This window comes from Pedobacter sp. PF22-3 (assembly GCF_026239555.1).
Classification (GTDB): Bacteria; Bacteroidota; Bacteroidia; order Sphingobacteriales; family Sphingobacteriaceae; genus Pedobacter.
Map to the genome: position 1 here is coordinate 48122 of NZ_JAPIVP010000020.1, position 15505 is coordinate 63626.

Below are 15505 nucleotides of genomic sequence, written 5' to 3' on the forward strand. Positions count from 1 at the left end.
ATTATGCTTGAAGTAGTCTTTTAATATATATCGCTATTCTCTCAGCCATTAAAGGGGGCACTGCGTTTCCGATTTGTTTAAACGCGGCAGTTCTACTTGTTCCTTCTTTAACTCCTTCAAAATAAAAATCATCAGGAAATGATTGTAATCTGGCAGCTTCTCTAACACTAATTGATCTATTTTGATGAATGTCAGGATGAATGTAGTAATGGCCATCTTTAGCAATATGCGCGACAACTGTTTGTGAGCTTTCTAATTCCGGTGCAACAACTTTAAACCTATCGCAAAAGGTTGTTCTATTTTTATGAGTCTTAAGGTTATCAGGTAGATTATCATACTGCAACCTTTCATTTTTATTCAACCATAGTTCGACAGCAATTTTATAAATTTCTTTATCTTGTTTAGTATTTGGCCTACATACATGTTGGGTTAAAACTTCTATGCCATTTCTTAACTTAGCATCATAGACATATGGATTTCCATCACATTTATAGCTGGCATATTTATTTACACCTTCACCTGCATTTAAAGATGGTAAATCGGCAAAAATATCACTGACCTTGGCTTTAATTTCAAAAGATTCAAAATCGGGTACATTTAATTTTAAATGTCTTTTATGTCCAATTAAAATTATTCTTTTTCTTTTTTGCAAAACCCCATGTTTATCTGCTTCAAGTATAAAGTCAGCTATCTCATATCCAAGATTACTAAACAATGTGACCATTGTTTTAAAATAACGACCTTCGTTCGCAGATTTTAAACCAAGAACATTCTCAAATACAAACATTTTAGGGTTGTATTTCTGCAAGTAATTAGCATATTGTAAAAAAAGATAGTTCCTAGGATCTGCAACCATTTTATCTTTCGATCTAGATCTACCCGCTAACGAATATGCTTGACAAGGTGGACCACCTACGATGAGGTCTATTTCTCTACCTGAAGAATGTTTATCTAATTTTGAGAAAATTGTCTCATTGTTCTCTAAACCTATAGGTAAATTGATAACAGTATCAAGGATCTTACTAGGGATTAATGAGTACAATTCTTCTCTGGTAATTTTGCCTTCTAGATAAGCTATATAATCTTTAATTCTGTTATTTTCTTTCAAGTGATAGTACGCAATCCTGGTTTTTAAAGTATAGCATGCGGCTTTATCCATTTCGACATGAGCAATTGCTTCGAAACCTGATCTTTTAAAGCCCTCTGAAAGTCCACCAGCTCCAGCAAAAAGGTCTATATAGTTAAAATTTTTATTATTCATACAAGTGAGCGTAACTCCTTGTTAAGGTATACTTTTATACTATAAAAATCAAATAAATATTAATTTGATTTAGAGACACTTAAGTAAAATAATTTTCCGTAAATATTAATTTGAGGATTAAAACCAAAAAACTTTCGAAAACTCTTTATACTTATATCCCACTTATGTAGCAATTGAGTATAGACTTTTTGTCTAGGATCCAGCATTACAGGAATGTGTACGTTTAATCGACACGCCATAACTATCCAAAAAAAAAATCCCCCTACTCCTTTTAGTTGTAAAGAAAATAATATTAACTTAATGCCAATTAATCTATTTTATTTACTTTTTTAAACTACAAGTTATGTCTAAAACGAATGAGACCGGCCACGCCAAAAACGTAGCCAATTTCGAAACCCTTATTGCTTATTTAACCGGCTATGGCGCCGCTTACAATCCCAGCAATGTAAACATCCAGTTAAGCAGCTTAACCGAAAAAGCTGCCGCGGCAAAAACCATTAACGAGCAGGTTCACGATGCTGCCGCAAAAAACAGCAACGCCGTGGCCCTGCGCAATCTGGCTTTTCAGCCTTTAAAAAAGCTGAGCACCCGCATAGTAAATGCAATAAAAGCGAGCGATGTACCGCAACAGGTAATTGATAATGCCATTACCAACAACCGCAAAATTCAGGGCCAGAGGGCATCAGTAAAGTTAACCGACGAAGAAAAACAGAAACTGGCCGCAAGCGGCACCGTTGTTAACCAAGTATCGGCCTCGCAACAAAGTTTCGATAGCCAGCTCGATACCTTCGATAAACAGATCAAGCTGTTGGCTACCATCCCCAACTATGCACCCAATGAAGTAGAGTTGCAACAGGCTACCCTTACCACCTTATATAACGATTTATTGCAGAAAAACCGCGATGTGGTAACCAAAACATCCGAGTTGAGTACCCTTAGGCTTAACCGCAATAAAATTCTATACGATGCTAACACAGGTATAGTGGCACTCGCTTTAGATGCCAAGAATTATAGCAAATCGTTATTTGGTGTAAGTACACCGCAGTACAAACAAATTTCGGGCATTGCGTTTAAAACGATAAAAATTTAGCCTGTAATGAAAAAAATCATCCCAACCCTACATACTTCTTAAAACAGCAACAGAAATAAAATCGGTTGCTGTTTTTATTTAAAGGGCACCCTGCAAAGGGTTAACTGCAGTTATCATATTATTCACTGCAAACTAAAAACGGTTAACTGCCAGCTAAAAATAACCTACCTCTCCGATAAAGTTTTGAACTGCGCTGGTAAAACCATCAACTGCAAGCGTAAATCTGTCAACGGCAAATTTAATGTTGTTAACTGCTCCTATAAAACTATCAACTGCAAACATAAACCTGCCAGCCGCAAGTATAATGTTGTTAACTGCGCCGATAGAACGGTTAACTGCAAGTTCAGAACTATTAGGTGCGCTAACAATGCTGCCATCAGCAAGTATAAACCTATCAACTGCAAGTATAATATTATTAACTGCGTTGATAGTGCTGTTAACTGCTTTCATCATGATGTCATCGGTAAGCATAAAGCTGCCAACAAAAGGCATAATGATGTTAACTGCAATGTAGCTTAAAGACAGTTCAAAGACTTCTCCCTGCCTTTACGGTCAGGCACTACAGCCTAAATAACGGTAATTACAAGATCATTCGCCCCTACATTACTATACTCCTCAAAAAAAATCGTCATTGCGAGGAGGAACGACGAAGCAATCTTTCACGCTAATAATCCCTGCTATAAAGATTGCTTCGTCGGCTGAAAAAGCCTCCTCGCAATGACGGATTTATTGGTGAAATAACTACCGTGTTAGAAACTATCCTATACAACATGCTATCTGCACCCTGCTACCCGGCCTGGCAGATTTCCGCCGGAAAAAGCACGGAAATCTTTGCAGTTCCTCCTCATAACCCCACAGCCCAAGGCAGGATCAAAGCGGGAGCGGTGGGGTATAAACCTATCAACTGCAAGTATAATGTTGTTAACTGCTTTCATCATGATGTCATCGATAAGCATAAAGCTGCCAACAAAAGGCATAATGATGTTAACTGCAATGTAGCTTAAAGACAGTTCAAAGATTTCTCCCTGCCTTTACGGGCAGGCACTACAGTCTAAATAACGGTAATTATAACATCCTTCATCCCTACATTACTATACTCCGCAAAAAAAATCGTCATTGCGAGGAGGAACGACGAAGCAATCTTTCACGCTAATAATCCCTGCTATAAAGATTGCTTCGTCGGCTGAAAAAGCCTCCTCGCAATGACGGATTTATTGGTGAAATAACTACCGTGTAAGAAACTATCTTTAACATTACGCTATCAGCTCCCTGCTATCCGGCCTGGCAGATTTCCGCCGGAAAAAGCACGGAAATCTTTGCAGTTCCCCTCATACCTCACAGCCCAAGGCAGGATCAAAGCGGGAGCGATGGGATAAGTAAGGATAAGAGCCTCGATGCTGCCGCTATCAAGATTTCCGTAGCTTTTTACAAGGAAGGATGCAAGCCTTGATTTTTTGTTACTTTTGGATCAAGCCAAAAGTAAGAGCCCTTCGGTGGCGGCGAACCGAGGCAAGGCTTGGCGAAAGGGAAAAACTTTTAATTGTCATTCTGAACGAAGTGAAGAACCCGTAGGCTCTGCGAAGCAAATCTTTAGATCAAAAGATCCTTCGCTGCGCTCAGGATGACAGCAAAAGAAGAACCCCCCTCTACTCCATGCGATCTGCATCCTGCTGCCCGGCCTAGGATATGATGGAAGGAGAAAACGTTAAAGCTTTTGCACCTCCTTTCAACCTACCACTGCCCAGAGGCAGCACGCCCTCCCCGATCCTTCATCGGGGCTTGTGCTGACGACCTGAAAGCTTTGACGAATTTATCCAACATCAGATCCAAGCCTTGATCTTTTGTTTCTTTTCTATCAAGAGAAAAGAAAGAGCCCTTCGGTGGCGGTGAACCGAGGCAAGCCGGAGCTAGGGCAAGAAAACCTTTAATTTTCATTCTGAACGTAGTGAAGAACCCGTAGGCTCTGCGAAGCAAATCTTTCAGTTAAAAGATACTTCGCTGCCCTCAGGATGACAGCAAATAATAAGGCAAGACCAAGTGAAAGAATTGAATTAAAATGATTAAATAACAGCTGGCTTTTGGTATTTTTACCCCATCTAAACCCACCATGTTCAAACTTATCTTCAACACTTACAAAACATCATTCAGCGGATTAAGCAAAGAAACCTGGCTGTTAAGTATCGTAATGATGTTTAACCGTTGTGGCAGCATGGCGGTTCCGTTTATGGGTTTATACGTTACCCAAAGCTTGCATCGGTCTGAAATGGATGCGGGCTTAATCATTACCTTATTTGGTGTGGGCTCTATTTTAGGTTCTGCAACCGGCGGGAAACTAACAGACATCATCGGCTTCAGGCCGGTACAAATTCTCTCCTCCATTATTGGCGGATTGTTGTTTATCTTATTTTCTACCATTAGCCATTTTTCTACCCTATGTGTGCTGGCTGTGGTGATCAGCTTTTTTTCTGAAGCTTTCCGGCCCGCCAATTTCACGGCTGTGGCGCATTATGCAGCAGAAGGGACCATTACCCGCTCCTATTCACTTAACCGGCTGGCAGTAAATATTGGTTGGTCTGCCGGGATTAGCATGGCAGGGATCATAGCATCCATTAACTACAAGCTTTTGTTTATAGTAGAAGGTTCGGTGAGTATCCTCGTCGGACTTTCGATTTTGTTGTTACTCCCTAAAGTGCAGGATTTTATCAAAAAAGCAAAAGAAAGCCGCAGCACCATGGTGATTTTAAAACCCTGGGAAGATGCCTTTTATGTAAAATTTATCCTCTTAACTACCCTTTTTATTACCTGCGCTTTTTTAATGTTCAGGGTGGTACCCGTATTTTTTAAAGAGGAATGGCATATTAATGAATTTGCCATCGGAATTATTATCGGCTTAAATGGCGCCATCATCGCCCTTTTCGAAATGATTATGATCAATAAGATTGAAAAGAAAAGATCTCCCATATTTTTCATCATTATTGGTTCAATTTTCTTTGCAGTATCTTACCTGGTGTTAAGTGCACCGATTATTTTTCACGTGATATCGGCTGTGTTAACCATTGTAACCTTTACGGTTGGCGAAATGTTTGTACTGCCATTTATCAATACCGTTGTAATTAGCAGAAGCAATGAACACAACCGGGGTTTATATGCAGCGGGTTATACTTTAAGCTGGTCTTGCGCACAAGTGGTTGGCCCACTGGCTGGTTTTTATATCGCCAAACACCTGGGTTACAATTGGCTCTGGTTTGGGTTGGCCTGTATTTTATTGCTTTGTGCCTATGGTTTTAGCGTGATAGATAAACGCCAGCAACAAACGGTATTGGAAACAGATTAGTTTACAGTTAACCATCTGCTAACTGTAAACTACAAACTGACAATTGAAATTACGGCTATTTAAATTTCTGTGCCTTAACGCCTTCCTTAGTAATTTTTACCGGTAAAATCATTCCATCTGCATCAAATTTCATTTCATCGATACAGGTTTCGCGATGGTTGCCATCCGTTTCGGTTAATGGCCTGCGGTGGTAAACAATGTAGTATTTATTCTTTTTCTCATTGATGATTAAAGAGTGGTGCCCTGCTCCTCTTGCAATTGTTGCATCTTGCTGTAAAATTTTACCTACCCTTTTAAACGGACCAAATGGCGAATCGCTTACCGCGTAGGCTACAGAATAATCAGGTCCGGTCCAACCGCCCTCACTCCACATGAAATAATATTTACCATTTCTGATGAACATATACGGCCCTTCCACGTAATTATCAGGTGTAATTTCTTTAAAAATCTTACCATCATCAAAAGGCAAAAAGCCGGTAAAATCTTTATTCAGTTTGGCAATATTACAGTGTTTCCATCCGCCATAAATTAGATAATACTGTCCGTCTTTATCTTTAAAAACAAACTGATCAATCGGTTGTGCACCATTATGAAATTTATCTACCAAAGGTTTGCCCAAATGATCCTTATACGGCCCTTCTGGTTTATCGGCTACCGCTACACCGATTCCGCCCACCTCATTGTCGCTCTGTATATCGTTAGCGCCGAAAAATAAATAGTATTTTTTATCTTTTTGAACAATGGCCGGTGCCCACATGGCTTTATTGGCCCACTTCACCGCGGCAGTATCTAAAACATGAGGGTGTTTTTTCCATTTTACCAGGTCATCAGAAGAAAAAGCATCCAAAAAAACCTGTTCTTTATACTTTGCAGAGTAAGTTGGGTAAACCCAGTATTTATTGTTAAACACAGCGGCTTCAGGGTCTGCATACCATCCCGGAAATATTGGATTTCCAGATTGCTTAATCGTTTTAGTATCCTGCGCAAAAGAAGCGAGCGCGAATACAAATAAAAGAGATGAGAATAAATATTTCATGGGTACAATTTAGAAAAAAATATGTGGTTTTAAAATTTGGTGATCGGTTTAATCGCAAAGTGCGCGAAGATAAGGCGCAAAGAACGCAAAGTTGGGCGCATATTGTTTTAACCACGGAGAAAACTGAGACGAGACACAGAGAAAACTGAGTTTGGCCATAAAGGGTGGTTTAACCGCAAAGTGCGCTAAGAAAAGACGCAAAGAATGCTGAGCTTCCAGTTTATAATGTTTTAGGAAAGCAATTACAGTACCTATCGGGTTCGGCAGCCCCACTCCCGTTCCTGCTCCGATGAAGAATCGGGAGCATCCACTAAGATCGGGTTTATGTGGCAGGGATACCAATATTATTAACGTTTTAAAGCAAATGCCAGGAACAGGCTTTGCTCTGGAAAACAGGCCACCGTTAAATAAACCCGACAAAGCTAAATAGCCCGGAATGGAGCGCAGCGAAATGAGGACTATGAGCGATGGCGGGACTACAGCACCTATGAAACACAGATCGTTCGTTTTCATAAAATGGCAAAAAAAACCTGTTTATAAAGATAGGCAAGGATTGGTCTTCGACTCCGCTCAGACTGACACACGGAATAGGCTCAAACTAACCATAAAAGTTAAAATTATTTAGTTGTTTTGGAAAGCAAAACCTGTAGCAATTCAGTTAAAGCAGTCCTGCCCTTCGTTCCAAATCCTCGCCCTCATGCTTCGGCCTGCGGGTTTTTCACTACGGTCAGGTTTAGGTGGCACGGCTGGTAATACTATTAATTTAGAAATCGTTTATTTAACTTATCAGTGTCCGTTTCTGAAATAAACCCCACAATAACGAAAATACCTTTGTTGCACTACCGTCAAATTGAGCTGTCATGCTGAGGCACGAAGCATCTGCAAGCGATGAAAAAGATGCTTCGTACCTCAGCATGACAGTAGGGTAAAAAAATTTAAGCGAATGGCGGGACGAAAGCACCTACGAAAAACAGAACGTTCATTTTCAAAAAATGGCAAAAAAAATCCCTGCTTATAAAAATAGGCAGGGATTGGTCTTCGACTCCGCTCAGACTGACAAATAAGACTTCCTATTTACTCAATTCAGCGAAATATTTATGGAATAGCGGCAAAGTTTCTATTCCTTTATAATAGTTGTAAATATCATACTTCTCATTCGGCGAGTGTAGCGCATCGCTATCTAAACCGAAGCCAAAAAGTACCGATTTAATACCCAATACATCCTCAAACAAGGCTACAATAGGGATACTGCCTCCGCCACGGGTTGGAATAGCAGTTTTACCGAAACTATCTTCAATGGCTTTTTCAGCAGCTTGATAAGCTATACTATCAGTTGGGGTTACCACTGGTTCGCCACCATGGTGCGGCGTAACTTTTACCTTTACATTTTTAGGTGCAATGCTTTCGAAATGTTTAGTAAAGATTTCGGCAATTTCTTCTGAGCTTTGGTTAGGCACCAAACGCATCGAAATTTTGGCATTGGCTTTACTTGGCAACACGGTTTTGGCACCTTCGCCAATATAACCGCTCCAGATTCCGTTTACTTCTAAAGTTGGCCGTGTACCGGTACGCTCTAAAGTAGAGTAACCTTTTTCGCCCCAAACTTCTTCAATATCAAGATCTTTTTTGTATTCTGCTTCGTCATACGGTGCAGCATTTAATGCTTTTTTCTCTTCATCTGATAATTCTACCACTTTATCGTAAAAAGCAGGAATGGTAATATGGTTATTTTCATCATGTAAAGAAGCAATCATTTTACATAGAATAGTTGCCGGATTAGCCACTGCACCACCATAAACACCAGAGTGCAAATCGCGGTTCGGTCCCACTACTTCAACTTCCATATAAGCCAAACCACGTAAACCGGTTTCGATAGAAGGGTGCTCCATGCTGATCATCGAGGTATCAGAAATTAAAACGACATCGGCTTTCAATCGATCTTTGTTTTCATTTACAAAAATACCCAGATTGGCAGAACCCACTTCTTCTTCACCTTCAATCATGAATTTAACATTGCAAGCCAAGGTATTGGTTTGCATCATTAATTCGAAAGCTTTTACATGCATGTAAAACTGGCCTTTATCATCGCAGGCGCCGCGGGCGTAAATTTTGCCATCGCGTACGGTTGGCTCGAAAGGTGGAGTATGCCAAAGTTCTAAGGGATCAGCAGGCTGAACATCATAGTGGCCATATATTAAAACAGTTGGTAAAGCAGCATCGATAATTTTCTCGCCATAAACAATAGGGTATCCGGCTGTTGGACAGATTTCTACGTGATCAGCTCCTGCATCCTTTAATTTTTGTGCTACATAATCGGCAGTTTTTAAAACATCACCTTTATATTTAGGATCGGCACTAACCGATGGAAAACGCAATAATTCAAACAATTCATCTAAAAAACGTTGTTTGTGCGTTTCTACGTATTTTTTAATCTCTTGCATAACAAAATTAGTTTGGGCAAATATAGGCTTTACCAGATAAAAGGCACAGTAAACGATTAAATTATCGTCCAGGCAGCCATAAAACTTAGCTTTTTACCAGATGGCTGCCGATTTTGAATCTAAAATCAATCGATTATGTTAAATTCAAAAACCGTCTTCTAAACCATACAAATCGTTTTATGTTTGTAAAAAAGAATAGTACAATATTATTTATATTTACTTTTTTGTAAATTGCGCCAAATATCCTTTAAATCCTGTACGAAAGAATCTTAACAATGAAGTTTAGCACGAAAGTATTTCTATCTCTGCTGCTACTTATTGTTATCCGTATCCCTTCGTTCGCACAAGGAACTCCCCCTCCTACCCGGGTAAGTTGCCCGGAAGCAGCTCAATATTATTCAAAAGACAGTATCAATATTGTAACTTTTGGCGCCAGTACTGTAGAGGGCGTAAAAGGTATTGGTTTCCAGACCATGCTCCAGAACAATTTTATAAATTGTTACACCAACAAAATAGTAGATATTACCAATCATGGTATTGGTGGCCAGACTACTTTCCAGGGATTACTCAGAATAGACAACGCTATAGCCAATAGAACAGGTTTTATCGTAATTGATATGGGTATTAATGATGCGCTTGCGATATCTACAGGCAAAGGAAGTATAGCCGAAACAGTGGCCAATATGCGGTCTTTAATTACGACTAGCCTTAAACAAAAATTAGTTCCTATCTTGTGCACGCTACAGTTTGTTGATGACAGAACCATTAAAAGTTATGTTGCTGTAAATACGAACATCAGGACCCTGAATGCAGCATACAGAAAATTAGCAACAGAATATAAAATATACCTGGCTGATGTAAATGCGGCGATGAGACGTGATTTTTCGCTTTATCAGGATCCGTTTCATCCAAATGCACGCGGTTACAGATTGATCAGTTATGTTATTTTCGACACTATTAATAAGGCAATTTTTGATAAATTCCTGAAGTTTACCGTTACGCAGAATTACCCGAATCCTGCAGCCATGCAAACGTTTATCGATGTCGTTTTGCCTGAAACGGATAAAATTAACGTACAGATTTACGATTTAATGGGCCGGTTGGTGAAAACAGTGGTAAATGAATACCTGAACGTAGGAAAACACACATTGGAAGTCAATACCTCTACTTTTGTTCCCGGCATTTATTTCTTCAAAATTTCTTCTGATTCTGGCCAATACAACACCACCAAAAAGTTTATTGTGGCGAGGTAACAAAAGATTTAAATAGGAGTCTACTCTTAGATGAATATGTTTTATACCTTTAAATATGCACACGGAGACCACTTTCACCAATGAAGTTATAAATCTGGATCTTCTTCCGAACTACGAAAATATCCAGTTAAGCCGGCCACATCGGGATTATTGGAAAATCATTTGTATTAACTTGTTAATCTTTTTTGGCTTACTAGGAATAACAATGGGTATTCTTCTATTCTTTGTTGATGAGGTAAAACCAAATGCTAAATGGATCATTCCAGTTTATATAATACTGTTAACCAGCTTCTTTTTACTTTTTAGAGTGAGTTTTAAGAAACGGGGTTATGCGATCCGTACACACGATGTAATTTACAAGAGTGGGATTATTGCTGAATCGACTACAATTGTTCCTTTAAACAGGATTCAGCATATTGAGCTGAACGAAGGTCTTTTTTCCAGAATATACCAATTGGGATCGTTACAGCTATTTACCGCGGGTGGCCAAACCGGGCATATCCACATTTCGGGTATTGCCATAGACGAGGCAAAGCGTATTAGAGATTTACTGTTGAATAAATTAGAGCAGCTTGAAAACCCAACAGAACTGAATCCTAATGAATAACGATTTTAGTAAACCGCAGCGCGAATCTGCCTTTGGTATCATCATTATGGGTGCGCATACAATGCTGAAAATTGGCAAGGCGACTTTTTTCTTATTCGTTATTGCTTTCGTAAAGATGTCGGGTACTTCTTTCACTTTCCTGATGTTAGGTATTTCTGCAATAATCGTATTCAGTTTCATATTTGCGTATTTATGGTACTTAAAATTCACATTCTTTTTAGATAAAGAAAAGCAGGAATTTGTGGTCAATAAAGGAATTTTCAATCGCGATCAGGTCATTATTCAACTCGATAAAATACAGCAGGTTAACATTAATCAGAATATTTTGCAGAAAATTATCGGAGTTTATGGATTAAAAATCGATACTGCCGGTGCGCATGGAGAAGAAGTAAGTATAAAAGCCATCGAGGAAACTTCGGCCTATATCCTTAAAGAGCATCTGTTAAACAGCGAAACCATAACTGCAACAGAAGGGAAAATTGAAGTTGAGAACGAAAAGACAGCAGAAGCACCATTTTTAAAAATAAGTTCCTGGACATTGTTTAAAGTTGGATTAACCTCTAACTATGGGCAAAGTTTAGCTTTAATTGTTGCTTTTTTTTATACCGTTATTTATGAGGGCAGGCAATTACTCGATGCATTTAAAATTAACAAAGATCAAATTCAGAGCACAGTAACAGGTATGCTAACCATTGTTACGGTTTTCATTTTAATTGCATGCCTTTTAATTGTATTGCTGATTGTTAATCTGGTTAGAACCTTTTATAAGTATTTCGAGCTGGAAATCAGTGAGCATAAAAATACACTTTTGCTCTCTTCGGGATTAATTGCGAAGAAAAATACTTTGATCAGTCCAAATAAAGTACAGATTACAAAATACAGCCAGAATTACTTTCAGAAAAAACTGAACATGCTGAATATGAGTTTAAAGCAGGCTCATTTTGGTCAAAGCAAGAAGGGGCACGAAATGCAGGGAAACACCTTAGAAATTCCGGGGTGTAATGCTGGCGAACGTGATGAATTGCTCAAAATGATATTGGGCAAAGTACCATTAAAGGAAAAAACCTTTATTCCCGACTGGCGTTTTTTAAATCTCCCCATTTTCTTTAAACTGATTGTGCCAGTTTCAATTTTTTTGATCATGGCTTTTAATATCCCAGAAGTGAAACCTTATACAGGCATTGCAATCGCATACTTAATTTTAGGCGTTTTAATGATCTATATCAGCTACCGCCGGCACCGGATTTCTGTAAGTCAGGATTTCATTATCAAAACCAGCGGCATCTGGGACATTGCTAATGAAATTGTAATGCCTAATAAAATTCAGGCCATTACTACCTTTCAATACCCTTGGCATAAAGGAGTGGATGTTGGCCACCTCACTTTACATACCGCCGCAGGTCAGATTCACTTCAAATATGGTAATTATACCGAAATTAAGAGACTCGTGAATTATTGGCTCTACCAGGTAGAAAGTACAAACGAGAATTGGATGTAAGTTTTTAAAGAAATAAAATAATTGTGATGAATACCATAGAAAAGATCATTTTACTTGAAAATAGATTATTAGCGGCCATACAAACTGGTGATGTAGAAGACTTGAATGAGCTTTTGCATGAAGATTTACTTTTTAACCTGCCCAACGGTGTAACCATAACAAAGGCGATGGATATGGAAACTTATACATCCGGAAAGATGGCTGTAAATTCTATTATCCCCGCTGAGCAGCAAATTAATCTGATTAATGATACAGCGGTTGTTAGTGTGAAAATTGAACTAAAGGCAGTATATAATTCGCAATCCATCGAAGGTATTTTCAGATATTTAAGAGTCTGGAAGGTGTTTGATCAAGAATGGAAAGTAATTGCCGGAAGTTGTGTGGCCATATAAAAATAACAGCTGCCAGGTTTAAATCCAAGCAGCTGCTATAATTCAATTAATCATGGTATGCCGCAGCAAACTCTTTGGCAAAATCTTTAAGTTTAACCTTACCTAAAACAGGCCTGTTTTTATAATAATCTACAAAAAGTTTATTGCTCCTGATCGCATCGCCCATTTCTACATAGTTTTTGGCTATTTCTTCAGGTAATCCTGCTCCTACCATTCCGTTTAAGGCCTCTTCATCGCTAAATTCAATCCATGGTAATGCTGGTTTGCCCACCGCAGTACCTAATACTTTTGCAACATCAGCCGGAGTACTTTCATCATCACCGGCAACATATTGGATGGTTTTACCCGTAAAATTACTTTCCAAGACTTCTGCAGCTGTCGCTGCAATATCAACAGGATGTACCAAAACAAGTCTGGAATCAGGACCAAAATTAGAACCCAGTATATCTGCATGTTTAACCATATCAATGTTGGCTAAAAAGTTAATATAGAAATAACCTGCACGTAAATGTTTTACATCAACCCCATTTAATTCGGCAAAAATATTTTCTACATCATGCAAGCCGGCAATCGGACCGGTTCCATCAGGCAGATCTGCGCCTACACTGCTTAAATTTACTACTTTGTTAACCCCTGATTTTTTTATGGCAGCAGCATAATTTTCGCCGATACCTTTTATATATTCCCTAAATTTTGGTGCTGCAAAATTTGGCGGAACCATGGTGTAAATGGCATCAGCCCCTTCGAAAGCATTTGTTAAAAATTCTGTATCATCTACACTGCCAATTAAAGGTATTGCGCCCAGGGCTTTAATTTCTTCGGCTCTATCGGCATTGCTGCTAATCACTTTTACTTCATGGCCTTTGGCCACCAATATTTTGGCCAGCGGTTTTGTAATATTACCGGTTGAGCCTGTTAATGTTATTTTCATGATTTTTTGTTTTTAAATATTGAATACAAAGCTATATTTGTGCTTACTTTTATACAAGTACTTACCCCAAAGTATGTAACTATGACAGCCATTAAAGAAAGTTCGACCCGTAATTTTAACAAAGGCGTAGCGTTAACCAGCTGCCCCGTTACTTTTGTAATGGAAAAAATTGGTGGTTATTGGAAACCGATTATTATTTATCATTTAATGAGCGGGCCAAAACGCTACAGCGAATTAAAACGCGCTATACCACAGATTACAGAAAAAATGCTGATACAACACTTAAAGCAGTTGCAAAATGACGACCTGGTTCACCGTGATGCACAAGCGGTTATTCCGCCCGTAGTGACTTACAGTCTCACCAAATCAGGGCAGGATCTTTTTCAGGTATTGGATTCAATGGTAGATTGGGCCGTTAAAAATGGCTCTGTTTAACCTCATTATAGACAAAATAAGGGTTTGAGTAAAAATTTGGTTCATATTACCATTTAAGACACATAAGGTACATATAAGCCAATACACGGTAGATCATGAAACAAGTTTAGCATGATGGCTTTATGTGTAGTTGATCATTAGGCGATATAATATCTTTTATTGATTGGAAATGAAAGGATGGTTTTTCATCGGAAGCTGCAGTCCTGCTGTTCACTGTAATCCTCATGCTTCGGGGCTGCCGCTGCCATCAGGTTTACTAACAGCGTAGCTGCAAACGGCGACCTTGAAAATGAAAAACGCATCTATACATCGAAATGGCCTAAAGGATCATAATTCCTTTGATGTTTCCTGCCTGCTTGTAAATAGCAATCACCTCATCCGCATTTTGCACAGGCTTTTTTACCGTAATGGAAACATATTTCCCCGTTTTTGAAGGCTGCTCCATAAACTCATCGTTAGGTAAAATGGCACGTAACTCCTGTATTTTATCTAAACCGCCGGTAATGATGAATTTAAAATGGTAAACACCCGGAAATTTTTCAACGCTTTCCAATTTCTCTTTCAAATTCACATAAATATCTTGGCTAGCCCCTTCTGGGATATCGGTAAATTCAATATCCTTATTTGTTTTTTTCTCTTCCATTATCAGATTATATCAAATTCTATACCTAAAACATCAGTGTGTAATTCTGACAGCATACTGTATTTATTCAACTCAAAATCCCGCCATTTTGCGTGAAAGCTGAGGGTTTTAAACCCTCAATAGCAGCACAAACTCAATTTAAATAAACCTTGGCGAAGCGGATACCCGCCTGGTGCGTAAGGCCTGCAGGCGTATGAGCAAAGCAAAGGGCTGCAGAATGCCATGAGATACAGGTTTGCCTTTTCTAAAAACCAAAAGGGCAGATTTACCATAGCTATATTAGCCCCAAATAAAAACAAGGGCATTTTACCATATAAGATAGATAAGGGCCATATAAGCCAATACCGGATAGATTCTGAAACGAGTAAAATAAACCTTGGCGAAGCGGATACCGGCCTGGTGCGTAAGGCCTGCAGGCGTACGAGCAAAGCAAAGGGCTACACAACCCTATGAAATACAGGTTTGGCTTTCCCCTAAATTTCCTAAAGGGGAATTCATACCCAAATTTAATCTCAGGATCTTTTTATATTATTCAACCATACCCAATAAAGGAAAGATTCTGACCACCAAGTAGCTATAAGACC

At 39.0% G+C, this 15505-nt stretch carries 15 protein-coding genes; 8 read left to right on the top strand and 7 right to left on the bottom strand.

What is annotated here, in order from left to right; genetic code table 11:
• Position 1 precedes the first annotated feature (1 nt).
• Positions 2–1261 carry a DNA cytosine methyltransferase gene (locus OQX63_RS20595; RefSeq protein ID WP_265852689.1) on the bottom strand — a complete coding sequence of 420 codons (1260 nt, stop codon included), beginning with the start codon at positions 1259–1261 and terminating at the stop codon, positions 2–4.
• A gap of 343 nt (positions 1262–1604) precedes the next feature.
• Between OQX63_RS20595 and OQX63_RS20600 the strand changes: the two genes are divergently transcribed.
• On the top strand, positions 1605–2351 hold the full coding sequence (locus tag OQX63_RS20600; RefSeq protein WP_265852690.1) for a hypothetical protein: 747 nt from the start codon (positions 1605–1607) through the stop codon (positions 2349–2351).
• 153 nt (positions 2352–2504) lie between these two features.
• Here OQX63_RS20600 and OQX63_RS20605 read toward each other — a convergent pair whose 3' ends face one another.
• Entirely contained in the window at positions 2505–2804 is a 300-nt protein-coding gene (locus OQX63_RS20605) for a hypothetical protein (RefSeq protein WP_265852691.1), read from the bottom strand.
• 1654 nt (positions 2805–4458) lie between these two features.
• Here OQX63_RS20605 and OQX63_RS20610 point away from each other — a divergent pair.
• Complete coding sequence (locus OQX63_RS20610; RefSeq protein WP_265852692.1) at positions 4459–5685, top strand: MFS transporter; 1227 nt, start codon at positions 4459–4461, stop codon at positions 5683–5685.
• Between the two features lie 55 nt (positions 5686–5740).
• On the opposite strand, the gene OQX63_RS20615 is transcribed toward OQX63_RS20610, so the two are convergent.
• From OQX63_RS20615 to OQX63_RS20625, 3 genes are all read right to left on the bottom strand, one after another.
• Complete coding sequence (locus OQX63_RS20615) at positions 5741–6721, bottom strand: glycoside hydrolase family 43 protein (protein WP_265852693.1); 981 nt, start codon at positions 6719–6721, stop codon at positions 5741–5743.
• Positions 6722–6769: 48 nt separating this feature from the next.
• On the bottom strand, positions 6770–7234 hold the full coding sequence (locus OQX63_RS20620; RefSeq protein ID WP_265852694.1) for a hypothetical protein: 465 nt from the start codon (positions 7232–7234) through the stop codon (positions 6770–6772).
• A gap of 557 nt (positions 7235–7791) precedes the next feature.
• Entirely contained in the window at positions 7792–9162 is a 1371-nt protein-coding gene (locus OQX63_RS20625; protein ID WP_265852695.1) for a dipeptidase, read from the bottom strand.
• A gap of 275 nt (positions 9163–9437) precedes the next feature.
• On the opposite strand from OQX63_RS20625, the gene OQX63_RS20630 reads away from it, so the two are divergent.
• Genes OQX63_RS20630 through OQX63_RS20645 form a run of 4 tightly spaced genes read left to right on the top strand, consistent with a single transcriptional unit; the run spans position 9438 to position 12912 of the window.
• Positions 9438–10415 carry an SGNH/GDSL hydrolase family protein gene (locus tag OQX63_RS20630; protein WP_265852696.1) on the top strand — a complete coding sequence of 326 codons (978 nt, stop codon included), beginning with the start codon at positions 9438–9440 and terminating at the stop codon, positions 10413–10415.
• A gap of 55 nt (positions 10416–10470) precedes the next feature.
• Positions 10471–11022, top strand: a complete 552-nt coding sequence (locus OQX63_RS20635; protein ID WP_265852697.1) for a PH domain-containing protein — start codon at positions 10471–10473, stop codon at positions 11020–11022.
• A complete protein-coding gene (locus OQX63_RS20640) occupies positions 11015–12520 on the top strand; it encodes a PH domain-containing protein (protein ID WP_265852698.1) in 1506 nt (501 codons plus the stop codon). Before OQX63_RS20635 ends, OQX63_RS20640 begins: the two co-directional genes overlap by 8 nt.
• Before the next feature lie 26 nt (positions 12521–12546).
• A complete protein-coding gene (locus OQX63_RS20645) occupies positions 12547–12912 on the top strand; it encodes a nuclear transport factor 2 family protein (protein WP_265852699.1) in 366 nt (121 codons plus the stop codon).
• A 46-nt stretch (positions 12913–12958) separates the two neighbouring features.
• Here the strand turns inward: OQX63_RS20645 and OQX63_RS20650 are convergent, their stop codons facing one another.
• Positions 12959–13843, bottom strand: a complete 885-nt coding sequence (locus OQX63_RS20650) for an NmrA family NAD(P)-binding protein (protein ID WP_265852700.1) — start codon at positions 13841–13843, stop codon at positions 12959–12961.
• 81 nt (positions 13844–13924) lie between these two features.
• On the opposite strand from OQX63_RS20650, the gene OQX63_RS20655 reads away from it, so the two are divergent.
• A complete protein-coding gene (locus OQX63_RS20655) occupies positions 13925–14278 on the top strand; it encodes a winged helix-turn-helix transcriptional regulator (RefSeq protein WP_265852701.1) in 354 nt (117 codons plus the stop codon).
• A gap of 319 nt (positions 14279–14597) precedes the next feature.
• On the opposite strand, the gene OQX63_RS20660 is transcribed toward OQX63_RS20655, so the two are convergent.
• Positions 14598–14921, bottom strand: coding sequence for a DUF493 family protein (locus OQX63_RS20660; protein WP_265852702.1), 324 nt, complete (start codon positions 14919–14921; stop codon positions 14598–14600).
• Positions 14922–15143: 222 nt separating this feature from the next.
• On the opposite strand from OQX63_RS20660, the gene OQX63_RS20665 reads away from it, so the two are divergent.
• Positions 15144–15374 (top strand): hypothetical protein, encoded by a 231-nt coding sequence (locus OQX63_RS20665; protein WP_265852703.1) that lies wholly within the window; start codon positions 15144–15146, stop codon positions 15372–15374.
• The last annotated feature ends 131 nt before the right edge of the window (positions 15375–15505 follow it).